21 protein-coding genes and 2 pseudogenes are annotated in these 23330 nt (G+C 64.8%); 7 read left to right on the plus strand and 16 right to left on the minus strand.

Annotated elements, in window-relative coordinates; genetic code table 11:
* Positions 1-42: 42 nt before the first annotated feature.
* The 3 genes from LU699_RS06660 to LU699_RS06670 all read right to left on the minus strand — a co-directional run bounded on the left by LU699_RS06660 (position 43) and on the right by LU699_RS06670 (position 1927).
* On the minus strand, positions 43-543 hold the full coding sequence (locus LU699_RS06660) for a CIA30 family protein (RefSeq protein WP_232133953.1): 501 nt from the start codon (positions 541-543) through the stop codon (positions 43-45).
* A complete protein-coding gene (locus tag LU699_RS06665) occupies positions 540-1520 on the minus strand; it encodes an NAD(P)H-quinone oxidoreductase (protein WP_232133952.1) in 981 nt (326 codons plus the stop codon). The genes LU699_RS06660 and LU699_RS06665 overlap by 4 nt, the downstream gene beginning before the upstream one ends.
* 110 nt (positions 1521-1630) lie before the next feature.
* Complete coding sequence (locus LU699_RS06670) at positions 1631-1927, minus strand: hypothetical protein (RefSeq protein ID WP_232133951.1); 297 nt, start codon at positions 1925-1927, stop codon at positions 1631-1633.
* A 537-nt stretch (positions 1928-2464) separates the two neighbouring features.
* On the opposite strand from LU699_RS06670, the gene LU699_RS06675 reads away from it, so the two are divergent.
* Positions 2465-3013, plus strand: coding sequence for a DUF805 domain-containing protein (locus LU699_RS06675; protein WP_232133950.1), 549 nt, complete (start codon positions 2465-2467; stop codon positions 3011-3013).
* A gap of 37 nt (positions 3014-3050) precedes the next feature.
* Here the strand turns inward: LU699_RS06675 and LU699_RS06680 are convergent, their stop codons facing one another.
* Both LU699_RS06680 and LU699_RS06685 read right to left on the minus strand, forming a co-directional pair.
* Entirely contained in the window at positions 3051-3398 is a 348-nt protein-coding gene (locus LU699_RS06680; protein WP_232133949.1) for a hypothetical protein, read from the minus strand.
* 65 nt (positions 3399-3463) lie between these two features.
* Positions 3464-5686: a DUF5916 domain-containing protein gene (locus LU699_RS06685; protein ID WP_232580517.1), complete on the minus strand. Its 2223-nt coding sequence runs from the start codon at positions 5684-5686 to the stop codon at positions 3464-3466.
* A gap of 357 nt (positions 5687-6043) precedes the next feature.
* Between LU699_RS06685 and LU699_RS06690 the strand changes: the two genes are divergently transcribed.
* Positions 6044-6277, plus strand: a complete 234-nt coding sequence (locus LU699_RS06690; protein WP_232133947.1) for a hypothetical protein — start codon at positions 6044-6046, stop codon at positions 6275-6277.
* A 16-nt stretch (positions 6278-6293) separates the two neighbouring features.
* Here the strand turns inward: LU699_RS06690 and LU699_RS06695 are convergent, their stop codons facing one another.
* A complete protein-coding gene (locus LU699_RS06695; protein ID WP_232133946.1) occupies positions 6294-6557 on the minus strand; it encodes a hypothetical protein in 264 nt (87 codons plus the stop codon).
* Between the two features lie 321 nt (positions 6558-6878).
* Entirely contained in the window at positions 6879-8645 is a 1767-nt protein-coding gene (locus LU699_RS06700; RefSeq protein WP_232133945.1) for a putative bifunctional diguanylate cyclase/phosphodiesterase, read from the minus strand.
* Between the two features lie 455 nt (positions 8646-9100).
* On the opposite strand from LU699_RS06700, the gene LU699_RS06705 reads away from it, so the two are divergent.
* On the plus strand, positions 9101-9805 hold the full coding sequence (locus tag LU699_RS06705) for an EAL domain-containing protein (protein ID WP_232134733.1): 705 nt from the start codon (positions 9101-9103) through the stop codon (positions 9803-9805).
* Between the two features lie 25 nt (positions 9806-9830).
* Here the strand turns inward: LU699_RS06705 and LU699_RS06710 are convergent, their stop codons facing one another.
* Positions 9831-10628, minus strand: coding sequence for a response regulator transcription factor (locus LU699_RS06710; RefSeq protein WP_232133944.1), 798 nt, complete (start codon positions 10626-10628; stop codon positions 9831-9833).
* Positions 10629-10812: 184 nt separating this feature from the next.
* Here LU699_RS06710 and LU699_RS06715 point away from each other — a divergent pair, with 184 nt between their 5' ends.
* Both LU699_RS06715 and LU699_RS06720 read left to right on the plus strand, forming a co-directional pair.
* Complete coding sequence (locus LU699_RS06715) at positions 10813-11772, plus strand: GGDEF domain-containing protein (protein WP_232133943.1); 960 nt, start codon at positions 10813-10815, stop codon at positions 11770-11772.
* Positions 11773-11924: 152 nt separating this feature from the next.
* Positions 11925-12593: a YoaK family protein gene (locus tag LU699_RS06720; protein ID WP_232149790.1), complete on the plus strand. Its 669-nt coding sequence runs from the start codon at positions 11925-11927 to the stop codon at positions 12591-12593.
* A gap of 1590 nt (positions 12594-14183) precedes the next feature.
* Here the strand turns inward: LU699_RS06720 and LU699_RS06725 are convergent.
* The 3 genes from LU699_RS06725 to LU699_RS06735 all read right to left on the minus strand — a co-directional run bounded on the left by LU699_RS06725 (position 14184) and on the right by LU699_RS06735 (position 18436).
* Positions 14184-14948 carry a GAF domain-containing protein gene (locus LU699_RS06725; protein WP_232133941.1) on the minus strand — a complete coding sequence of 255 codons (765 nt, stop codon included), beginning with the start codon at positions 14946-14948 and terminating at the stop codon, positions 14184-14186.
* A gap of 480 nt (positions 14949-15428) precedes the next feature.
* Entirely contained in the window at positions 15429-16976 is a 1548-nt protein-coding gene (locus LU699_RS06730) for a phospholipase D family protein (RefSeq protein WP_232580518.1), read from the minus strand.
* Positions 16977-17641: 665 nt separating this feature from the next.
* On the minus strand, positions 17642-18436 hold the full coding sequence (locus LU699_RS06735) for an SDR family NAD(P)-dependent oxidoreductase (RefSeq protein WP_232133939.1): 795 nt from the start codon (positions 18434-18436) through the stop codon (positions 17642-17644).
* Between the two features lie 199 nt (positions 18437-18635).
* On the opposite strand from LU699_RS06735, the gene LU699_RS06740 reads away from it, so the two are divergent.
* Positions 18636-20156, plus strand: a complete 1521-nt coding sequence (locus LU699_RS06740) for a Na/Pi cotransporter family protein (RefSeq protein WP_232133938.1) — start codon at positions 18636-18638, stop codon at positions 20154-20156.
* Positions 20047-20415, plus strand: coding sequence for a hypothetical protein (locus LU699_RS06745; RefSeq protein WP_232580519.1), 369 nt, complete (start codon positions 20047-20049; stop codon positions 20413-20415). The genes LU699_RS06740 and LU699_RS06745 overlap by 110 nt, the downstream gene beginning before the upstream one ends.
* Positions 20416-20459: 44 nt before the next feature.
* On the opposite strand, the gene LU699_RS06750 is transcribed toward LU699_RS06745, so the two are convergent.
* The 5 genes and pseudogenes from LU699_RS06750 to LU699_RS06770 form a co-directional block, all read right to left on the minus strand.
* Positions 20460-20894 (minus strand): hypothetical protein, encoded by a 435-nt coding sequence (locus tag LU699_RS06750; RefSeq protein ID WP_232580520.1) that lies wholly within the window; start codon positions 20892-20894, stop codon positions 20460-20462.
* The gene (locus tag LU699_RS06755) at positions 20854-21297 is read right to left on the minus strand and encodes a hypothetical protein (protein ID WP_232134786.1); all 444 of its coding nucleotides are present in this window, start codon (positions 21295-21297) and stop codon (positions 20854-20856) included. The genes LU699_RS06750 and LU699_RS06755 overlap by 41 nt, the downstream gene beginning before the upstream one ends.
* A gap of 270 nt (positions 21298-21567) precedes the next feature.
* Positions 21568-21693: pseudogene (locus LU699_RS06760) on the minus strand (ribose-phosphate diphosphokinase); the annotation flags it as partial.
* Positions 21694-21964: 271 nt separating this feature from the next.
* Positions 21965-22252: pseudogene (locus tag LU699_RS06765) on the minus strand (ribose-phosphate pyrophosphokinase-like domain-containing protein); the annotation flags it as partial.
* Positions 22253-22281: 29 nt separating this feature from the next.
* Positions 22282-23295: a lipid A deacylase LpxR family protein gene (locus LU699_RS06770; protein ID WP_232134732.1), complete on the minus strand. Its 1014-nt coding sequence runs from the start codon at positions 23293-23295 to the stop codon at positions 22282-22284.
* Positions 23296-23330 lie beyond the last annotated feature (35 nt).

A 23330-nucleotide genomic window follows, 5' to 3' on the forward strand; every position in this document is an offset into this window, starting at 1 on the left:
CCGAAGCCAGCGCGCATCGTAGCGGGCCCGGGCTCCGGGCTGCTATCGCGCCACCGGCCTGATCCACTCGACTTCCAGCCGGAACTCGCCGGCATCCCCATCACCGATCAGCAGTCCGATTTCTTCGACCTTCGACAGGTCCAGCGCCGGGCCGTCGAGCACCGTGCCGCGATACGTCGGCTGCATGTCGGCGAACTCGACGGTCGCTTCGATCCAGGCACCGGCGCGGGTGTCGAAGTCGCCACGCCAGGAGACGTTCGAACCGCGATGCCGTGCATCGGTGGCGATGCGCAGCTGGTAAGCGCGACCGTCGCCACGAACACGCAGCCGCATCGCGCGCGCGCCGTCGAGATCGAACGCGCCGCGTGCGCGGATCGAGGCGAAGCCGCCGTTGTCGTCCAGCGACGTGGCGCCGGTGAAGTGCAGCACGCCCGCACGTACCTCGGCGCGGCTGCGGGAATGGCCGCCCATCACGTCGTCGTCGAGCGTGATCCAGTGCGCGTCGATCGTGCCGACCGGGAACTCTGCAGGTGCGGTGCTCATGCGACCTCCAGCACGACCTTGCCGAAGTGCTCGCCGCTCTCAAGATACGCATGCGCGGCAGCAGCTTCGCGCAGCGGGAATCTGCGATCGATGATCGCGTTGACGCGTCCGTCGGCGATCCACGGCCAGACGATGCGCTCGACGGCGACGGCCAGCCTCGCTTTCTCGTCCGCGCTGCGCGGCCGCAAGGTGGAGCCGGTGAGCACGGCCTGCTTCTGCATCAGGCGCATCACCGGCACCTGCAGGACCGGGCCGCCGAGCGTCGCGATGTAGACGATGCGGCCCTTGGGATTCAGCGCGTCCAGCGTGGCGTCGAACGTCGGCGCGCCGACCATGTCCAGCGCCACGTCGATGCCGCCATGTTCCTTGGCGATCGCGCCGAAATCCATCGTCGACGTGTCGACGGAGACGTCCGCACCCAGGGTGTGGGTTCGCGCCGCCTTGTCCGCGCCGCGGCTGCTCGCCAGTACGTGCGCGCCGGCCGCCTTGGCCATCTGGATCGCAGCCACGCCGATGCCCGACGTCGCGCCGTGCACCAGCAGCCATTCGCCCGGCTGCAACGCGCCGTGTTCGAACACGTTGGCGTACACGGTGAACACGGTTTCCGGCAGCGCTGCGGCATGCGCCCAGTCGAGTCCGTCCGGGATCGGCAGCACGTGACGCGCATCGGCCACCGCGTACTCGGCGTAGCCGCCACCGCCCAGCAACGCGCAGACGCGATCGCCTTCCTTCCAGCGCCCCGCGCCGCGCACGATTTCGCCTGCGACTTCGAGGCCCAGCGTGTCGGGTGCACCGGGCGGCGGCGGGTACGTGCCGCCGCGCTGGGCGATGTCCGGGCGATTGACGCCGGCCGCGCGCACGCGGATCAGCACTTCGCCGTCGTCGGGCACCGGCCGCGGCAGCTGCACCGGATGCAGCGCGTCGGCATCGCCGGTGCCGCCGCGGATGGCGATGGCGGTCATGGTCGGCTCTGGCATGGCGAGCTCCTGCGATCGCGAGCGGGGCTCGCAGAGGACGTCACCGTAAACGCGCGTGCGTTGCGATCAGGTGTGGCCGCGTCTGGAAGGCGGCATGCGTTGCCCGCCCATCAGTTGACCGTCTGCGCCGATCCCATCCGGCGGAACGGCCGATGCCGCGTGACGACCAGCATTTCCACCCCGTGCACCGGCCCCAGCGAGCGGGCATCGTAGTGCTCCAGCGTGTCGGCATGCCGCACGCGACACCATCGGCTGAAATGCGCATACCACGCCAGGTCACCCGGTCGATTGCTGCGCGCCAGAAAATCATCGAGCGCGAACATCTTCGACTCGTGACCCAGCGGCGTCTCTTCCCAGAACGGGATGTCCAGTAACCAGTTGTACGTGTCGGGCACGTCGTCACCCACAGCGTCCCGCCTGAAGCACGTCGGTGCCCAGGCATCGATAGAACGGCCTTCGTGGCCGTTACAGAACACCGCCCCGTCCCTCCGGTCGGCTTCGTCTGCCGGGTGTCCTACATAGCGCAATGGATTGGCGATGCTCTGCCTGCAGACCGGTCACCAGACGCCAGTCCGGTCACCGCTTCGACGATGCGATCTCTCCCGAATCGCGGGTCGCGCGATCCGGAGTGCCTTCGCAGCGCCTCGCTTCGGACGCCGCGAGCGCTTCCCGCGCGCGTGATGTCCTCGTTGCACAGTACGCTCAAACCCGGCCCGCAGCGCAGTGCGTGCGTGTGGGCACTGCAGTCCGTGCAGGTTCGGTTCGCGGGACCGCCGGCCTGCCGCGACGAACAGCGCCGTCCGGCGTCGAGCAGACTGCGAACATCCCCGCCAAAGTGGCTCTGACAGGCCCGTGTCGTCCCCGAGTCGGCTCCAAGTCGTAGCGCCGGGGCGCCGGCGGCGGGAAGATCGCCGCCATCCGGGACCATCGAGCGAGGCACGTCCATGCAGATCAACAGCGCTTACCTCCGCGAACTCAGGACCGGCCGGCGCTGGTCGCAGGAGCAACTGGCCGAGCTCAGCGGGCTGAACCTGCGGACCATCCAGCGGCTCGAATCCGGGGCGAAGGTATCGACCGAATCCCTGACCGCGCTCGCCGCCGTCTTCGAAGTGCCGGCCGAGCGCCTGTTGCTGGGCACACCCGCGCCGAGCCAGCCGGCCATCGCGGCGATGCGCGACGGCGTGCTGCGCGGCCTGGCGTTCACCGGCACCACCGGACGCGCGGACTTCTGGTGGTTCGCGCTCGCCGTGGCGATGGTGCTGGCGCTCGCCGGCCTGCTCAGCGAGGCGACCGGCCCGTTGCCGTTGCAACTCGCATCGCTGGTCGTGCTGCTGCCCTGGATCGCGGCCTGCACCCGGCGCCTGCGCGATGCCGGTTTCAGCCCCTGGTGGCAACTCATCAGCCTGGCGCCGGTCGGTGGCCTGCTCGTGCTGCTGTGGCTGCTGAGTTACCCGACGAAATCCGAAACGCCGCTGGTCGCATCCGCGGCTTGAGGCGACGCGCCAGTCCTGCGCATCGGTCGCAGCGCGCTCAATAGCCCTGCGCCTCGTACTCGCGCAGGAACGCCTCCAGCGGCACCAGCGCTTTCGGCGGCAGGTCCTCGTCCAGCAGCGGCGCGGTGTGGCGACGCGCCCCGACCCAGCGCGCCATGAACCGTTTGGCCTGTGCCGGCGACGCTGCCGTGCCGGCGTATTCCCTGCGCCGCCACTTGAGCCAGTAGCGGCCGCCCGGATACACCGCGCCCACCGTCTTGCCCTTCCACATCAGCAGCGTGACGCCGGCGCACACGCGCCAGTCGTAGAGCAGCGGAATCGTCCGCGGCACGCGCCGCGCCACGCCGATCTCTTCCCGCAGCAAGGGGTTGGTCTGCCATTCCATCCGCGCAGCGTGGCCGGTGGCCGCCTCAAAGGCTGAGACGCCACGGGCCGGAAACCCGGTGCGCGCTACAACTCGAAGCGGTAGCTCAGCTTCACCATCAGCTGTTCGTCGTCGCGCAGCGACAGGCTGTCGTACAAGGCATCGTCGACGCCGTCGCTACCCGACTGGCGGGCGAAGCCACCGCGTGCGTAGACCACGTATAGATACGACAGCGGCGCCAGCTCGTAGCGGTAGCGCACCTGGAAGCCGAGGTTGCGGACGTTGAAATCGTCGATGGCATCGGTACCCGCGATCGCGTTGCCGGCGGGATCGAAACGCCACGCGCCAGTGGCACGCGCGCCGATGCCGATGGCCTGCAGCTTCACACGCAGCTCCTGGCGCGCGTCGACCGTCCAGTCCATGCCGGCACTCAGTCGCGTTTCGCGACCGTCGAACGCACCGACCAGTCCAGGCTCGACCGGGCCCTGCCAGATCAGCCAGTCCGGCCGCCGGATCGCCACGAGCTCCGCATTCAACCGGAACGCGTCGCTGACGAAATACGTGCCGCCCAGCCAGCCCGCATAGCCGATCTCGTCGTTGCCGGCGAGACCGCCACTGAAGACTTCGACGCCGTACTCGGGCGCCCAGTTGCCTTCGCGCGGGCGCTCGTACTCGTACGTCGCGCTGAAGTTTTCCGGCAGCTTCACCAGCCCGTTGCCACGCAGCAGCAGGTCGTTGACGCCGGCGCTGTCGAGCTCGAGCTGCGCCTCGCCAGTGCCGCCATTGCGCAGCTGGCTCTGGCGACTCATGCGGAACTGGTCGCCGAGCTTGTCGCCGCGGTCGTTGTGGTTGGTGCTGACGCGCCAGCGCCAGTCGATGGATGCGTTGCGCGCGGTCTCCGGCAGATCGGTGAAGCGCTTGCGCACTTCCCAGTGCAGGTAGTTGGTGCTGTTGCGCGACAGATAGCCGAAGTCGTTGATCTCCAGCGCGTCGCCGAAATGCATGGCGATCCACTGCTGGCGCCAGCCGTCGTCCATCTCGTAATCGGCCCACAGCGTGGCGCCGACATCCTGTTCGGTGTCGCCTGCCTGTTCGATGCGGCTGCCGAGCAGGCGTGTGCGCACGTTCCAGCGCTCGGTCGGGCGCCAGTTGTGATCGACGCCGAGCACGGTCGCCTCGCGTGCCCGGAACGGATCGTCGACGCGGGTCAGCATCGCGCCCAGATTCTGGGATTCGAAATCGCGCACCAACCGTAGCGCCTGGTAGGCGCGGCCGGTCGGCCCGTCTTCCTCGGCGGCGAACACGCCGTAGTTCGCACGGCCCAAGCTGCCGTTGAATTTGACCGCCGCCTGGATATCGCCGGTGCTGCCCACGCGCCGCGTGTAGAGCTGCTGGCTGAAGTCCGACGGCGTGGTCAGCTCGAAGATGCCCTGGTTCTCGGTGAAGAACGGCCGCTTGTCGCTGATGAAGGTTTCGATGGCGCTGAAGTTCACCACCAGATCGTCGCTCTCGACCTGGCCGAAATCCGGATGCACGGTGGCGGCGAGCTGGAAGCGACTGCTCGGTTTCCAGAACACGTCCACGCCGGCATTGAAGTCGCGGCCCTTGCGTACGTTGTCGTACAACCCCGACACATACGGCGTGACCGCGAGCAGCGACTGGCTGTACTCCGGCACCGTGATCGGCGCGAAGTCGGACAGGAAGCGCGGCCGCTCGAAGCTCGCCACCGGCCAGGCCATGCGTTCGCCGGTGGAGCCGATCACGCGCGCGAGAAACACCTTGAGCGTGCGCTGCCCGTCCACGCCGTCGCGCATCGGCGCGGTGTGCCAGGGAATCAGCAACTCGACCGACCAGCCATCGTCGTCTTCGGCCACGGCATGGCGCCATTGCCCGTCCCAGTCGCTGTTGAAATCGTTCTGGTTGGTGATGATCTCGTCGGCGATGCCGCCGCTCGCACTCACGGTGAAGGCGTAGCCGGTGCGTCCATCGCCATCGAAATCGATGAAGACGTTGACCCGGTCCACCTGCTCCTCGAAATCCCGCTGCACCTTCTGGCGCGAGCGCGTCACCTCAGGCGGCTGCACATTGCGGAACGCAACGGCCAGGCCGTCCGGCGTCGCCAGCACCCAGGCTTCCGTGGGCAACGAGCCGGGCTCACCGGTCAGCGGCTGCACCTTGCGGAAGTCGACAATGTGCTGCGCGCCCGTCCATTCGTCGGCATCGATACGCCCGTCGATCTCGACCGCGAACGCAGGTGCGCACACGACCGCGAACGCGGCCGGCACGAAGCGAATGAACCGTCGACCCACACCCCTCTCCCTCGATTCCCCTCGGCACGACGCGCAGGCTAGCCGCGCGCCATGCGCGCAGCGCCTGCCATCGGTCATGGCTACTTCCAGGGGCCTTACACAACGATGCGGCGGCCGCTTACAACGCGTACGAGCGCGCCATGCGGCCGATGGTGCAGTAGGCCCGGAGCATCCCAAGTTCGGGCCAGGCCTGCTGCATCCCCGCACCCGTGCCGACGCCGCCGGGCGGCCGCGCCACGTCTCAACTCTTGAGACGTACATCCGGACACTGCTCGCCTTGGGCAGCCTGACGCCGCCCGGGCCTGAGGCGACGCAGTCATTCGCACTCCTCTCTAAGAACTGCGGCAAGGATTTTATTTGAGCCTGCTCACCGACATCGAAGGCCAGATCCTCTTCATGCACTCCCGGGGCAAACGTCCGCGGCGCATCCAGGTTCCGCTGCGCCTGCGCCCGGAACTCGAATTCTCCATGCGCCGCTCGCAATCGGCCCGTCGTGACGACGAACTGCCGCTGCACATCATGGGCGTGGTCGTCTACTTCAACGGAGACGCGGTGGAGATTGAGTCGGATAGCGGGACAAACCCGGGCTGACGTATATGGCGGCCGCTTACGGCCCGCTGCCGTCGTACTGCGTCTTCTTCTCGAGCGCGTCCCGCTTCCCTTGCGCGTCTTTCTTCTCCTGCGCGTCCTTTTTCGCCTGATCGTGATGCCACTTGATCGCGAAGAACATGCCGGTGCCAAGCACGACCACCTTGAACACAATGAAGACTATCGGGAACCAATCGTACATTTCGATCTTCTTCCAGGCTGCCACTCGATACCACTGATCGCGAGGCGCACGCATGACCTCACATCTCTGCTTCAGCAGCATCCAGTTGTGTGCATGCCGTCGGATGGCATTTTAAACCTGTCGCCGAGCGCCGCCGCGCGACAACTTGTCGCACCTGTCTATTCCGTTCACTTAGCTACGGCCGTGAGAAGCGCGTCCATTCCTGTTATTGCAGCTGGCGCCGTATTCGACCGAATGCCTGGCTTGAGGTACGAGAGCGATGCAAGTACAGCCGTGCAAGCAGACGATTTCGGATCGACTAACCGCGGCTGCTTCGGCACACCGTGGCCGGAGATCTGCCGCCCCGGTTAAAACACGCAGCGGGGCTAAAGACAACCATTAGCGGGCAACACGAACTTTACGCTACGAAGAAGCCGACGCTTTAACCAGCTCCAGCAATCGATCCGGCTCAAGAGGCTTGGAGATAAAAAATCCCTGCGCCTCAACGCAATGCCACTTCTTGAGCAAACCAAGCTGTTCTGCCGACTCAACCCCTTCAGCCACGGTTTTATAGCCGAGTTCGGCGGCAAGCTTTAGGAGTGTGCGCACGAGCGTCGAACGGCGAGCGTCGTTCTCCATGCCGGTGATCAATGACCTGTCGAGCTTGATGATGGTCGCCGGAAATTCGTTGAGGTAGGAAAAATTACTGTAGCCCGACCCGAAGTCGTCCAGTGCCACTGCGAAGCCATGAGATCGCAGCGTCTCGAGCTGCTCTACCACCCCACTTCTGCCGCGTAGCCATTCGCTTTCGGAGACTTCAAGCTCAACACGCTTTGGGTCCACTCCAAACTCTTCTACGGTAGCCATCACCTGACCGGGCAACGTGCCATCGTTGAAGTCCGATGCTGAAAGATTCACTGAGACGTCCAGAACAACGCCAAGCTCATCCCACTCCTGCATTTGTTGCAGGGCGCGACGCAGCACCCACTGGGTGAGTGTCGGCATGAGCATGGTGCTTTCGATGACCGGAATGAACTCGTTTGGACTGATCGCCCCAAGCGTTGGATGTTGCCAGCGAAGCAATGCTTCTGCCCCCCTTAGCCGCAAGGTCTCGATGCAGAGTCTTGGCTGATACATCAAGAAGAATTCCTCGTTCTCGATTGCGCTCTCTACCTCAGTCGCTAGCGCGTATCGCCTTTGGAGAGAGGCATCTCGCTCCAAGTTGTAACGGCACCACGTCTTCCGCTTCTCGATGGCCTCATGCATGGCCGTCACGCCCCGGCGCAACACGTCCGACGTGTCTGAGAGATCGAACGTTGTGATGCCACAGAAGAACATGCCTTGGAGAACAAGGCCATGCGTGGTCACTGGCTGTTTCGCTACGGCCTTAAGCTGAGCCAAAAGAGCGCACAATTCGCCCTCGGCTTGTTCTTCTGCAACAAAGGCGAACCGTGTGACACCAACGTGGTAGAGCGGCGAGGAGGACGGCAGTAGATCGCTGAGACGGTATCCGATCTGCCGGATGATCGATTCCATTGGGGCCAAACCAACGGCCTGGACTACCCGGTTTGCGCTCTGGATATCCAAGATGTCAAAAATGCAGAACCAGTGCATTCCTGCATCGGCCCTCGTACGCTGCATGTCTACGAGGTCGCCCACCAGCTGCTGCCGGTTAGGCAGCCCAGTCATCGGGTCTCGTCGTCCGATGGAACGCAAAAGGGATATTTGGCCCACCACTAAACGCGCAAACGAACATAACTTGTCGCGCTCGTCGTCCGTGAGTGCGCGTGGCACGTGATCAATCAGACAGATGGTCCCAATTGCATGGCCAGACGAAATCATTAGCGGCGCGCCTGCGTAGAAGCGCATCTTGGGCGAGCCCGTGACCAGGCGGTTGCTTCGGAATCGCTCGTCGAGCGAGAGATCTTCCACCTCGAAAACATCCTGCTGCTCAATGGCATGCGCGCAAATCGATGCTTCAAGCTCGGTGCGCTCAAGGAGCGTGCCTGCAGCAGAAATAAACCGTTGCTCTGCTTCTTCAACAATCGATATCAAAGCGATGGGGACCCGGAAGGCGTAGGCAGCCAGCTCTGTGATGCGATCAAGATCAGGGCTCCCTGCCAGAGACAGCAGGTCGAGGCTGCGAATCAAGGCCAGCCGGTCTGCATCGTGCTTCAAAGTCTTGACCATGCGTCCTCCAGCGCCCCTCTGACAAGCTACTCCTCGAATGTCCACGGCCCATGACGAAGTGGCCGCCGCTGAGGCGATCTTTCGTGAAAAATTCGCAAATCGAGCCGCCGCTTCTTCTGCGTACAGCTCCACCGCGCTGTTCTGCCTTAGCCGGCCCGGGGCTCGATCTTAGGGCGCGTTGGCAACGCGAGTCGAAGGCGGCCACTGGGTCATCGCGGGCAGCACTAGGCCCACAATCAAACGCACGCGCGATCTGCAAGCTCCAACAGCCCTCGACCCCACTAAACGACACATTGCCGCAGCGTCACACGACCTTGCGAATCGATTACATTTGCGTCCTCACGCGAACGTAGCCGAGGCGGCTCGTGCACCTGCAAAGACTTCTCACTCAGTTTCCAGATCCTGCCCCGTGCAAAGCTTGCGCCACCGGTGAACAGCTCGACTTCGATATCCGGATGGCGTTTCAACCGATTGTGGACGCGCGAGACCGCTCCATTTTCGGTTATGAAGCCCTAGTCCGATCAGCCATGGGAGGTGGCGCTGGCGAGGTCATCGCCCGAGTGACGCCAGACCAACTTTATCGGTTTGATCAGACATGCCGAGTGAAAGCTATCGAGACCGCCGCGCGGCTCGGACTACAGCAGCGCTTATCGATCAACTTCTTTCCAAACGCGGTCTATGAGCCCGCAGCGTGCATCCGTTTGACTTTGGCGGCCGCGCAGGCATTCGGCTTCCCCACAAACATGCTTGTGTTCGAAACGGCCGAATCCGAGCGGGTGCGAAGCCACGATCACCTGACAAAGATCTTTCGAGACTACCGGAGCCGCGGATTCATGACGGCGATTGACGATTTCGGGGCCGGTTATGCCGGCCTGAGTCTCTTGGCCGATTTCCAACCTGACTTACTGAAGCTGGATATGGCGCTGGTTCGGAACGTTCACGTAGACGCAAATCGTGTGGCCATCATCCGGGGCATCGTCCAGATGTCTGAAGCTCTTGGCAGCACCGTCTTGGCGGAGGGCGTGGAACAGGTCGAAGAGTATCTTCAATTACGCGAGCTAGGCGTGCCTTTGTTCCAAGGCTATCTGTTCGGTAAGCCTCGGTTGGAAGTATTGGAAGGGGTCAGCGAAGAACTTTGGAATCGCTTGGATGCTCGATGACCCGATTGCATGCGACCTGTAAAACCTAGGCACCTCGAATTCCTTCACCAGCCCGCGGGGCGCGAAACCGCATACCTGCGCCCGGCAGTGTCTCGATAAGAGGCTCGTCGAATCCCGCGTTCAGATGCTTTCGAAGTTGATAGATATGACTCCGAAGGGAATCCGATTCGGGCAAATGCGCTCCCCAGATTTCAACCAAAAGTTCTTGCCGCGTTAGCGCCCGGGGATGCGCCCGCATTAGGGCGAGCAGGATCGCCATGCCCGTCGGCAGAACTCTGACGAGCTTGCCATCCCGCGTGACTTCCCCACACCATGGATCGACCCTGACACCGTCGAGTTCAACCGCTTCAGGCGCGACCTCCTTCCGCGTCCTGCGCGTTAGCGCTTCGATCCTCGCTATGAGCTCATCTGGCCAGAAGGGTTTGACCACGTAGTCGTCCGCTCCAGCTTCCAAGCCTGCGACCTTGGTTTCTATGCTGTCGCGCGCCGTGAGCATGACGATCGGCGTGGAAGCGTTAGAAGTATCTCTAAGCCTGCGGCACACCGTGATCCCACACATCCCGGGCATGTCGATGTCAAGTAGAATCGCGTCAAACCGCTGCTCCGTGGCCAAGTTCAGCGCGTCAGAGCCACTGGCTGCGTAGTCGACCGCGATGCCTTTTTTTTCCAACCAGTCGGTGGTCAATGCGGCCAATCGCGCGTCGTCGTCGACAAGCAAGACCGTGGTTCGCCGGTGCGGAATGCTCATCTTGGGGCAGACAGTAGTGTAGAAGCCGATATGAATAGGGTCGGCACCGTCTAAAGACAGTGAAGACAGAAACATCGAACAACGCCTACCTGGCGCTGCCGATCTGACGGCTACCGCGACTGGCGGTTGCTGAGCCCAATCGGACTCGCACTACTGCTCCAGCCGAAGCTGCTCAAGATGACGGACTCACCTCTCTCATCCTTCAGGGGCCTACATATACATACCCGTCTGGATTTGGACGCCCTTTCAGGACGATTTCATGTTGAACAGGTTGCAGGTCAGCCACCGCCTCGCCATCGTTACCTTCATGGGTGCAATGATCGCCCTTGCAACCGCGGGCTTCTCAGTCTTCCGGATTTTGCAGCAGAACTACGTGCAGGCGTTCATCGATGCATCAGTGACCATCATGACGCTCGCGATTGTTCGCTGGGCGTGGGCGCCAGGACGCGCTGAGGTCGCGGGTTCGCTCATGTGCTTAGTCAACACAGTTTTCTGCTGTGCGGTGCTCTATCGAGTTGGCCTCGACTCGCACGGATGGATCTACCTCGCGCTTATGTCCTCCTTCTATCTTGCACCGGTCAAGGTCGCTGTCGCGTGCTCGTTGGTTCTGATTGGTTTTGGCGCTCTTTCTTTGAGCGGGGATTCCAGCGTCTACCTCTACACAACACTGACGACCTGGTGCCTGATCTTTTTGTTCTCACTGTTCTTTTCGGTGCAGATACGAGACCACAGCGGCTTTTTACATAGTCTCGCTTCGCTCGACCCCCTTACTCAACTACCCAATCGTCGTGCCATGGAGACCGACTTGGTTCAGGCTGTGAGCCGAAAAAGCTCGGCCATTGGCATGCTCATCCTCGATCTCGATCGATTCAAGTCCGTCAACGATACCCATGGCCATGCTGCCGGCGATGTGGTGCTCAAGCAGGTGGCTCATGTTCTTCAAAACCAGCTTCGCGAGCGAGATCAGGTTTATCGATTTGGCGGCGAAGAATTCGTCATGGTCCTACCCATCGGTTCAATCGACGCCCTGGAGAGCGCGGCGGAGCGCATGCGACGCGTGGTCGCGGAACAGTCGTCAAGCCCGTCAGGCCCAATGACTGTATCGGTCGGCGCCGCCCTCTTTGACGGTGAGAAGGACTGGCAAGACTGGTTCGCCAAAGCGGATGCGGCGCTCTACGAAGCAAAGAAACAAGGCGGCAACCGAATACGGCTGGGTTAGCAACCTCCTGAGTTTCTGCTAGAGGCCGTCCACTTCTGACCCCCTCCGATATCAGGCCCATTGTTGGCCGAACTGAAGATGACGGCACAACCCTCTAGCCTCGATAATGTGCTCTATCGAACACAAGATCCTATGCGTTCAAGGAGGCGGCTTTGGGAATTGAGGTGCCCCGAATTGCTTGGGTCGGCACGGCACTGCTGGCGTTCACCGCGGGCATGGTGAACGTGGTGGGCTACTTGGGCTTCGAGCATCAAGCGCTGAGCCACCTAACCGGAACAGCCTCCCTTCAGAGCATTGCGATCGCCAACCAAGAATGGGGCGTCGCGGGGATCCTCCTTGCAGTCATGGCAAGCTTTTTTGGTGGAGCGTTCCTCGGGGGACTGGTGCTTAAGGACAAGGCGCTTTCGGAAGCTTACGTGCTGACTCTCGGCATCGAAGGCGTGCTGCTCCTTTTAGCCAGCTATCTGCTCACACGCCAACATGGTTTAGGAGCCAGCTTGGCGGCTGCGGCATGCGGTCTTCAGAACGCCATGACGTCTTTCTATAGTGGATCGGCGATCCGTAGCACGCACCTCACAGGTTTTTTCACTGACCTGGGACTGGTAGTTGGGCAGACGGTGCGAGGGGATCGCCTTCCGCGCAAACGTTTTAGCCTCATGCTGCTCGTGCTCGGCACGTTCTCGCTGGGAGGGATCCTCGCGGCCAAGCTGTTTCAGGTCATGGGGTTTGCCGCACTGACAGTTCCGTCGCTCGTTGTGTTCGGAGCGGCACTTGGGCTTGCGGCCCATCAACGTCAACGCCGAGATCCAGCAGATTCTTGACCCGTTGGGAGGTCGGACGCTTCAGGGATTGGACGCAGGCTCCACGACAAGTTCGGTGCCTTCGAAGTAGTAAGGGATTCCCAGCACGTGAAGGGGCACCTCAGGCCGACGAAACCCCCCGGCTGTCAGCGACAGTGCAAGTCGGATTTCGTCAGCAAGTGCTTCGGGGAACAGGACCCTACGGGGCTTTTCGCCTACCGCCAGCATGCCCATGATCGTTGTAGAGGCCTGCGCTAACGCCTCTGCCGCATTGGTCGCTTGATGCCCCATGTCACTCCTTCGTGGTCGATGAGGCCATTCTCTCACGCCTATACCAGTCCCAGCAGGGGCGCGGCGCGGGGCGCGCCTGCATGCGGGGAATAGAGTGTTCGTCAGAACTGAGGTGGCGTGCATTGCAGCGCAAACATCGACATGCCGCCATTCGGCATTTGCTCCCGGTCACAATCGCCATGCCCGAAATTAGGAGAATTCCCGGCACACCATTCCCCACTGGAGCCGTGATGGCGACTGCCAGGAATCACGTGTGTTTGCTCTGACAGATTTCCTCGCGCGCAGTGGTGCGGTGAGGGATGACCGCTGGGCCTCTTCTTTTCGTGTCTGGTGCGCCATGCAGCAACCCGCCCACACGGGTTACACGCTTCGTTCGCTGGGTCATGTGGGTGGCATCGAGATGGTGGAACTCACCAGAACCATGCCGATGTCCTCGTGAGCGAAGGACTCAGAGACGTGAAGGCTGAGAATGGGATCAGCTGTCCCGGACTCGATAGGCCCGGCCGTCGCTAAAGGCGTCGGGACTGAACCGGCGCGTGGTGCAGCCGCAACGCGTCAAAAAGGTCGCGCCCCGCCCGCGTCAGCCGCGGAAAATCTGCATGGGCCAGCCCTGCTTTCGCAAGCGTTTCGTAAAGGGGCTCTTCCGTCGGCGCCAGCCCCTCATCAAGCATCGCCAACGCATTGAACAGAGCTATTCAAGAACGGGCATGCAGGGCACAGAAGGTTGAAGGCGCGGAACGATGCCACGCTCGATGATCGCAGACAAGCCCGAAATATTCTTGAGTTCACATCGCGTACGAAGCGCATGGACAGCGTGTTCCCTCAGCCCGTGGCTAATGCCATCAGGGCGCCCAGCGGCAGTGCCAACGTTCGCTCCCAACTGCAGCATCGTCTTCGGGAGGTGTGTCCCACCGCACAGGCGCCACGCTGCTCTGAGCGTAGTATTGCTTATTCGCCGCAAGGCTAGGCACATGGAGAGTCGCACATGGCTAGTGCTGCGGCGCCTTCGCCGAAAAAAAATCGCCGAACTTTGATTGGATCTTCGACGTTCCTTACTGGGAGGAGTCTGAGAACGTTGACTCCTGCTTGTTCGCGCTTGGCGACTTCCTCAATCGAAGCAATCTGCCGACTGACCAAGCCTGGCATGCCCGCTTCCGTCGCTGGTGTCGGACGTGCAGCAAACAGACCGTCGAACTCTACGATGCTCGCACCACCGAACCGCTTTGCGGAATCGAAATGGTGCTGCTCACCCGCAGACGCGCTAGCTCAGCGTCCATCTGAAGGGCGCCTGTGATCTCGCGCATGCCCCCTCAAACAGGATCAGTCGCGCGCCGAAATCCCGGCATCCCGACGCGCTGTCTTTTTGATGATCAACTTTTCGAGATCGTTTACTTTGATTTGCATCGCAAACGCCTGTGCTGCTGAAAGGCGGCTGACCGACTCGCTGTTGAGAGGCGCCGCGAATTCGCGAAACGCCTCCAGCGCCTCCTCGACGGTCGCAGAAGAACTTGTGATCAAGTCTGTCATCAGACGCAGCGACTCGAATCGCCTTTCCACATCCAGAAACGCTGCCTCTTCGATCGCTTCTAGGTTCAAGCTCGCAATAAACTCAACAGTAAGCTTCTTTGCAAAGTCAGAGACCGTCACGGGGGAGAAATCAAAGTGACAAAGCGTTCCGAACAGTTTCCCTGAAGAGGTGCGAAGTGGATATCCGATATAAGTGCGTTGCACAGACCGCTTCGCATGACCGAGGACACGGTCATCGGTCAAAGAGTCGTCCACTGAAAAGACGTCTTCAGACTGCCGCACAAACATGCAGTAAGAGTCCCGGACAGGAATCGTGTCCATGACCAGATTAAGCAGGTCTTCCTTATCTACAAGGATAAGATTGCGAAGATCGCCGTCGTCGAATCTGAAGATGGCGGTAAACCGACACCCAGCAACCTGGTTGATCTGCTCCAACGCACTTCGTAGACGTCCATGCTGGACAAGGTAGGAGAGTTGGTCGGCGTTGGCATCAGCGTGGCTCATTGGCCACGCTACCATCACGTAGCCAGGCTTTTCTGTGCGAAAACGCGCATTCATCCAAAGATGCCATCAGCGGCCATGGGACGGACAGAGCGGAGCCTCGTGAGGACAGCCGCAGTCTTGAGCTTTATGCGGAGCGGACGCGACTCAAAGCGCAAAGAGAAGGGACGGCCAAGTAGCCGTCCCTATTTTTCGACCTTTAGCGAGCCCGTACCTCACCGGATTCGCCTCACAGCCAAACCTCGCCACCTGATCGCGCGGGCCGCATCCATACAGAAGAGCAACGTGCGCTGGCCCGAGGACCGGCGATTGGGGGAACTGAGGAGGTATTGCCCAAACGCACGCACGTGCTGAGTGCCAAGTTGCCTGTGTAGGGCCGGAGACGCTACCCCTCCATTCCCCTAATGTCTTGTAAGAATTTTCCTATCCCGCATCCGTTCATCGCTTCCAGCCCGTAGTTCTCTGTCCACACGGGTCCTCAGAAGTCGGTGAGCTGCAGTGGTTTGCCCTACGAACGCCCAGGATTTTTCTGTAACCCTAGTGCCTCGCCGTACGCTGAAGACCGTCGTTGCCGAGCTGAAGACGCATGTAAAGCGTCAGAAAGCGGTAGGTCGCCGCGAGCTGGCCTGGAGCGTCAACGTCGGCGCGCTCAGCGACAAGACGCTCGACGAAGCGCTGACTGCGATGGCCCGAATCGGTTGCTTCGGCTCCTGGGAACGCGAGCTCGGCTTCATCGCTCACTACACTTTGACCTGGTAACGCGACGTGCACGACGGCGCCGCCGTCGGGATCGCGCTCGATCCAGTTCAGCCGGCCGTCCTGCGCCAGCACGACCTCGTAGGTGGTCAGGGGGATGCGGGTGTCGAACGCGTCGGAGATCCGCGTGGCCAGTGCCTGGCTGCCGATCAGGAAGCCGAGCTCGGTGTTGAGGTGCATCGACCGCGGATCGAAGTTGAACGAGCCGATGAACACCTCGCGGCGGTCGATCGCGAAGGTCTTGGCGTGCAGGGTGGCGCCGCTGGAGCGCAGCACCGGGCCATCGCCGCTGCCCGAGCCGCTGCCCGTGGCCAGCAGGTGCCGGCGCGGACGCGGCCCGTCCGCCTGCGCACCGCGCATCTCGTAGAGGCGCACACCCGCCTGGAGCAAGGCGCGGCGGTGGTGCGCGTAGCCGGCATGGACCACCCAGACGTCGTTGGCCTCGAACGCGTTGGTGAAGATGGCCACGTCCTTGCCGGCCCGGGCCAGGGCGGTGAACGCCTCCACCCCGGCATCGGTCGGCACGAAGTAGCCCGACACCAGCCGCACCTCGCGGCCCGGCCGGGCCATCGCGTCCTGCAGCGCATGGGTCAGCAGCCCGTCGCCGACGGCCTGGCCGACGCCCTTGGCCGGATCGTCGCTGATCATCTGGATCGGTGCCCATTCGAACGCCAGCCGCCCGTCCAGGATTTCCGCGATGAACGGCAGCTCGCGCACCGCGCGCACGTAGTCGGCCGCCGCCGCATCGTGCCCGAGGGCACCGCCGTGCGCAGCGAGCATCTCCAGCGCGTCATCGCCGGCGGCGGGCAGGATGCGGCTGGCCGGATACGCCGACTCGCTGGCCCAGTAGCGGTCGAAGTCGGCCGAGACCTCGGCCACCACCGGACCGATGGTCAGCACGTCGAGGTCGGCGAACAGGCCCTCGTCGCGGGCGTCGAAGTACTCGTCGCCGACGTTGCGCCCGCCGACGATGCTGGCCTGGTTGTCGGCGGTGAAGCTCTTGTTGTGCATGCGCCGGTTCAGGCGCAGGAAATCGGTGGCGTACCCGAGCCATTTCGGGCTGCGGATCACGAAGGGGTTGAACAGCCGGATCTCGACGTTGGGATGGCGGTCGAGCGCGGCCAAGTGCGCGTCCAGTCCGGCGATGCCGTTGTCGTCGAGCAGCATTCGCACGCGGACACCACGCTCGGCGGCGTCGCGCATCGCTTCGAGCATCAGCCCGCCGGACAGGTCGTCGTGCCAGATGTAGTACTGCACGTCGAGCGTGCGCTCCGCGGCGCGGGCCAGCAACACACGCGCGGCGAACGCATCGCGGCCGTCGTCGAGCATGCGCACGCCCGACAGCACGGGGTCGCGGTCCGCGACGATCGCCGCGATTCCGCGGCCCAGCGCCGTGTCACCGGTGTCGGCGGCCAGCGTGGACGCGGTCCGCGGTTCCACCGGCGGCAGCGGGTGCCGCCAGCGGATGACCACGACCGCGACGACGAAGGCGAGGCAAAGCAACACGATGATCTGGAGCACTCTCTTGATCCCCTTCCAAAACGGACGATGCGGCATCAAGGCCGCCTCCACGCGATCACGCGGGCGGTCCACGACTGCCGGGTCCGCGTGCGGACATCGCCTCGCGCGGAGAAGGGCACGCGGCGCGGACCCGCGCAGTACCGGTCATCACGCCGCTGCCTCAGCCGCAGACCCTTCCCAAAGTGATCCCCCCGCCTGTAGTGCCCCCTTCGGGCAAGCCATGGCCTGCCGACCGGGCGCCGTGTGGCGATCGGGGCACGGCGCAGTGCCAGGGGCCGGGTCGAGGCTGCGGCGGAGGACATGCAGGGACTCACGCGTGACGGAGGCGATGCATTCTGGAAGAAGAATGTGTGGAGAATTTGAAGTTTGCAGTCTGGGAAAACCAGGCTATCGGCCGGCATCTGCGCGAACTGCACGGCCCCGCCCACTGCCACGGGTGCGCTCGATCGACCACCCGTGGCCGGGCACCGCCGTCAGCGTACCGACCAACCACCATCCGAGGGCAACACCGCCCCGGTGAGGTTAGTCGCATCGCGGCTGAGCAGGAAGGTGATGGACGCGGCCACTTGGTCGGACTGGGCCTGCGGCGGGCCGATGGCGGTATTCACCGCCTGCGCGCGCGCATACGCCCACTCCGAGGCGACGGTGCCGACGATGTTGGTGGCCACCGCCCCGGGCGCGACCACGTTGACGCGCACGCCGGGATAGAAGAACGCCGCGCTCTTGCTCATGCCGATCAGCGCGTGCTTGGACGTGGTGTAGGCGGTGCCGCAGGTCGAGCCGCGCAGGCCGGCCTCCGACGCCACGTTCACCACCGATGCCGCACCCGAGCGCTGCAGCATCGGCAGCGCCTCGCGGGTGAGCTTGAACGGCGCGTTGAGGTTGACGTCCATCACCCGCGCCCACAGCGTGTCGCTGGTGTCGCCCAGCGCGGTGAATCCGTCGATGATGCCCGCGTTGTTGACCAGGCCATCAAGGCTGCCGTCGCAGGCCGCGATGATTGCAGCCAGGTGCGCGTCGTCGGTGATGTCGCCGGCGACCGGCACGATGACCTCGGGCTGGGCGGCGCGCAGCGCATCGAGCCGCCCGGCATCGAGATCGCTGGCCACGACGCGCCCGCCCTCGCGCACGATGCGCAGGGCGGTCGCCAGGCCGATGCCGGAGCCGGCACCGGTCACCACGACCTTCAATCCGGTGAAGCGGCCGGGCGTCACGACTTCCTGCCAAGGCGCGGCACGGTCGTGGGACGGGAGGGAGGTCTGCGGCATGGGGGTCTCCTTGATGCCTGTGGGAAAAAAAACGGGATCGACCGAAATGCAGGCGGCGGTGCGTCCATCGCCAGATCCGGGACGCTGCGCTGCGGGCCGGCCACGCGCGGTGCGCATTGGCCGATAATCGACGCCCCCAGATCCACGGAGTCCGTCGCAGCCCGCCCGGTTCCTGCTCGCCGCGCTCGCGGCGATCGCGTTGGCGTGGTCGTTCTGGCGCGACGCGGGCTGGCTGCAGCTGTGCGCGGGGCTGGCGATCTTCCTGTTCGGCATGCAGTGCCTGGAGGACGGCCTGCGCCAGCTCGCCGGCAGCCGGCTGGAGCAGGTGCTCGGCCGCAGCACCCGCACGCGCATGCGCGGCCTGCTGTTCGGCATCGGCGGCACCGTGCTGCTGCAGTCGAGCACGCTGGTGTCGTTGCTGACCATCGCGTTCCTCGGCGCGGGCCTGATCCAGCTGGCCGGCGGCATCGCGATCATCCTCGGCGCCAACCTGTGCGCGACCAGCGGCATCTGGCTGCTGGCGCTGGCCGGCCAGGACGTCAGCCTGTCGCCACTGGCGCTGCCGCTGCTGGTGTTCGGCGTGCTGGCCGGTTTCACCGGCGCGCGTGGCAAGGCCGCCGGCCAAGTGGTGCTGGGCGTGGCTTTTATCTTCCTGGGCATCGACCAGCTCAAGGTCGGCTTCGGCGCATTCGGCGGCGAATTCGACCTGAGCGGCATCGGGGCCGACGGGATCGCCGGCACGTTGTTGTTCGCCGGGGCCGGCGCGCTCGCCACGGTCGTGCTGCAGTCGAGCCATGCCACGCTGATGCTGACCCTGGCCGCGCTGGCGAGCGGGCAGCTGGCGCTGGGCCAAGCACTGGCGATCGCGATCGGCGCCAACGTGGGCAGCAGCGTCAGCACCGCCTTCGTCGGCGTCCTCGGCGGCAGCCGCAGCGGCCAGCGGCTGGCGCTGGCGCACGTGCTGTTCAACGGCGTCACCGCCATCCTGGCACTAGCGTTGCTTGCTCCGCTGGCCTGGCTGGTGCGCACGTTGGCCGGCTGGGGCGGCTTCGGCGACAACACGCTACTGCAGCTGGCGCTGTTCCACACCCTGTTCAACGCATCCGGCGCGGCCCTGTTCTGGCCGTGCCAACAGGCCCTGGCCGCGGCGCTGGAGCGCTGGCTGCCCGACCGCGCCGAACCCGAGGTGCTGATCACCGAACTGGCCGGTGCGACCGTTATCGCACGCACCCGGGCCCGGCACTTGGACGCCGCGGCGCTGGAATCGGCGGACACCGCGCTCATGGCCGTGGCCGCCGAACTGCGCCACCTCGGCCCGCCTGAGCCTGGAGGTGATCTGCCACGCGCTGTACCTGCCAGTCGACCGGCTGACCTGCGCCCAGCCCAACGCGGCCCGCCTGGAAGCGCGCCCCGACGCGCGCGCGCTGGATGCCGAGGCGGTGTACCAGCGGCACGTCAAGGGGGTCTACGGCGAATTGCTGACGTTCATGGGGCAACTGGACGTGCCGCTGGACGAGGCCCACCAGCAGGCGTGGACCCACTCGCAGCTGGTCGCCCTGCAACTGGTCAATGCGGTCAAGGACGCGCGCCAGCTGCAGGTCAACCTGAGCGTGCAACTGGCGTGCGCGGACGGGGCCCGCCGCGACGCCTACCTCGCGCTGCGCCGACATCTGCTCACCCAACTGCGCGCGCTGCATGCCCTGGCGCTCGAGCAACCTGACCCGGCGGCGTGGGCGCCGCGCCTGGCGGCGCTGGCGACGCAGGCGCAGGCCTTCGAACGTAAGTTCCGCCAGCACCTGTTCGTCATGGCCCGCAACCGTCAGGTCGATGGCGTGCAATTGGGGTCGCTGATGAACGACCTGGGGCACATCGTCCGCATCGGCCAAGGCCTGCGCAACGTCATGCAGGTCTCCGGCGCCCCGTTCCAGCTGCCGGCATGGGCCGCCGAAGACGATGCGCCGCTGATCGCCGACGCCTGAATCCAGGCGGGCGCCGGTGGGCGCGCGGACCGCCACCGGCTCAGTCACCAATCTGGACGATGTCGCCGGCCCGGCGCGCATAGTCGAGCGCATACGCCAGCGCCCCCCCCCCGCGTCTGCGCATGCAGCGAAAACAGCGGCTGCCCACGTGCGACCTCGTCGCCAGGCCGGATCTCCAGGTGCAGCCTGGCGACCGGCCGCTCGGGCGTCCCGGCAAGCTTGGCCAGCCGCGCCAGCTTGCGGTTGTCGAAGGCCTGCACGCAGGCCGCCCGCGGTGGCGTGCGCAGACCGCCCTGCGCGCGGCAGATGCGCTCGAAGCGGTCGCGCGCCTGTCCGCTGTCGAGCGTGTACAGGGCCAGGGCCAGACCGGCGCCGAGCGCGGCCGCGCCGGCCATCTCCAGCAGCGCACCGGCGAGCGTGGCAGCGCGCGCGCGCAGGTCACGCGGCGCATCGGGCGTGGTGTGCAGCACCACGAGCACGTCGCGGGCCTCCAGCGCCGGGCCGAAGCCGCGTCCCACCGGCTGGTGGCCGTCGGTCTGCAGGCACGGCACCTTGAGGCCGAACGCCGCGGCAGTGGTCGACAGCAGGTCCGCCGGACGCTCGGCCGCCTCCGGGCTGCGGACCCTTCGCGGTCAGCACGACCGGAATGTCGATCAGCACGTGGGTGGTGCCGGCTGCGATCTTCTTCGACAGCACCGACGCGACCAACTGGTCCTCGGTGTCGATGTCGAGCACCCGTTCGATGCCGCACGAAGACATCGTCGGCCGGGCTGAGGCGCGCTGCGCGACCAGCGCGTCGATGTGCGCCCCGGTGTCGGCGCGATGGATGATCGGGCCGTGGCCCGCGCGCCAGCGGGCGCTTACGTCGGTGTCGATCGGCATGGTGTGCTCTCTCCCGGAGAAACGTGTCGATATGGCGGTGGTCAGCGGTACTCCTGTCGTCGTCGGCTCAGTCCGGAGACCCCAGACCAGCGCGTCGGCGATCAGGGGCGCGAGTGCGATGCGGTTGCTGGGGTGCGGTACCGCATCGGTGGAGGTGATGCGGGCGAACAGCGGGACCAGCGTCTCCCAGGCGTCGTCGCCGAACAGGGCGTGCACCACCACGCACTCGGGGGTCTTCAGGCCCTGCTCGCGCAACATACGCGCGGCCACGGCCAGGGTGCGCCCGGACGAGGCGATATCGTCGACCAGCACCGGCGTGCGGTCGCGCCACGACGACAGGTCGGGGAAGGCGATCTCGACGTCGCGGTCGCCATGGCGGGTCTTGCGCAGCACCACGTGTTGGGGCGTCGATGCGCCCGGCGATCGCGCCGGCCCACTGCGCGCTTTCCTCGTCGGGACCGACGATCAGCGGTGCGTCCACGTGCGCGGCGATCCAGTCGGCCAGCAACGGCGCCGCCTGCAGGGTGGTCGTGGGCACCGTGTACAGCGCGCCCAGCGCGGGGTAGCGGTGCAGGTGCGGGTCCACCGTCACCACCTGGTCGAACGTCGACGACAGCAGGCGGGCGAAGGTGCCCGAGCTGATACTCTCGCCGTCGTGGAAGCGGCAGTCCTGGCGCATGTAGGCCAGGTACGGCGCGATCAGGTTCACTGACGTCGCGCCCAGCTCGCGCGCCGCATCGGCGGAGAACAGCAGCGCCAGGCACTGGGGGTCGGGCCGCGCCAGGGTGCAGACCAGATCGACCACGCGCCCGGCGGGGTCGTCGAGCAGGCGGACGTAACTCTCGCCGTCGGGGAAGTGGCGGGTTTCGATCCGCCCGGGATCGCCGTCGCAGGCGGCGGCCAGCCGGGTGGCGAAGGTCTGGTTGCCGGGCATCGGCAGGACGAGGCGTCGCATGGGCGGATCGTTCTCCAGGGAAAAGCGGCTCAGAACTGCCGGCCGATGGTGAAGCTGCCGTAGACCGGTCGTTCCCGCTGGCGCTCGAACTCGCGGGTTCGGTGGTAGCGGGCGAAGGCCAGCTTCCAGCGCCCGCGCGTGACTGCCACGCCGTAGCCCACGTCGGCGACGAACGCCCGTTTGTCGACACTATGGCTGTCGCGGAACGTGTTGCCGTCCAGGGTGATGTCGCGCAGCACCCAGCGGGCGTCCGAGGTCACGAACAGATGCCCGTTCCAGCGGTTGTCGAACACGATCCGCGGCGCGGTGTTCTCACCGGCCGGGCGCACCGGCGTACTGCCGAAATCATCGGGCAGGCGCAGGCCCAGGCGGAACTCGATGCCGGTGTTGGCGTAGGTGGCGAAGTTGCCGACGCTGAAGCCCGCATGCCCGATCGCATCCCACACGCCGCGATCGCGCGACGCGCTGCCGGGCCAGCGCCGCATGCGTTCGTGGATGTACTGGAACACCGGTTCATTGCGCAACTGGTTGTCCCAGCCACGGAAGCGGTCCGCGTCGACGATGCGGTGCCACTCGCTCTGCACTTTGCCGCCCAGGGCGGCGGGCCCCACGACGCCGACCCGCAGCAGGCTGGTGCGCAGGCGGTCGCCGTGACGTGCGTTGTAGCCAAGACCAACCAGCAGCGCGCCTGCATATGGCCGGTCGTCCTCGATCAGCGCGACCGGCACCGGATCGGTGGGCGTGTAGATCGCATGCCCCAGGGTCACCACCATGTTCTGCTGCTCGAACGCATCGGCGTACAGCGCATCCATGTAGCGGTTGAGCCTGCGTGCGATCGACGGCAGGCAGGGGTCGTCGGTGTAGTCGACCAGATTGGGCGAGACCAGCGTGACCTGCAGCCCGTTGCTGTAGCCCTGGTCCTGGTCGCGGCCCCCGAAGGTGTCGTTGTCGATGCGCAGGTTGACCACCGGCGCGCCGATGCGCTGCGTAGCCTCGGTGCGGCAGTCGACCGCGTCCTGGGCCGATGCCAGCAGCGGCATCATCGCCAGCCCCAGCGCGGGTGCGGCCACGAGCAGGC

Origin of the sequence: Luteimonas fraxinea, from assembly GCF_021233355.1 — a bacterium.
In the GTDB taxonomy this organism is placed as follows: Bacteria; Pseudomonadota; Gammaproteobacteria; order Xanthomonadales; family Xanthomonadaceae; genus Luteimonas; species Luteimonas fraxinea.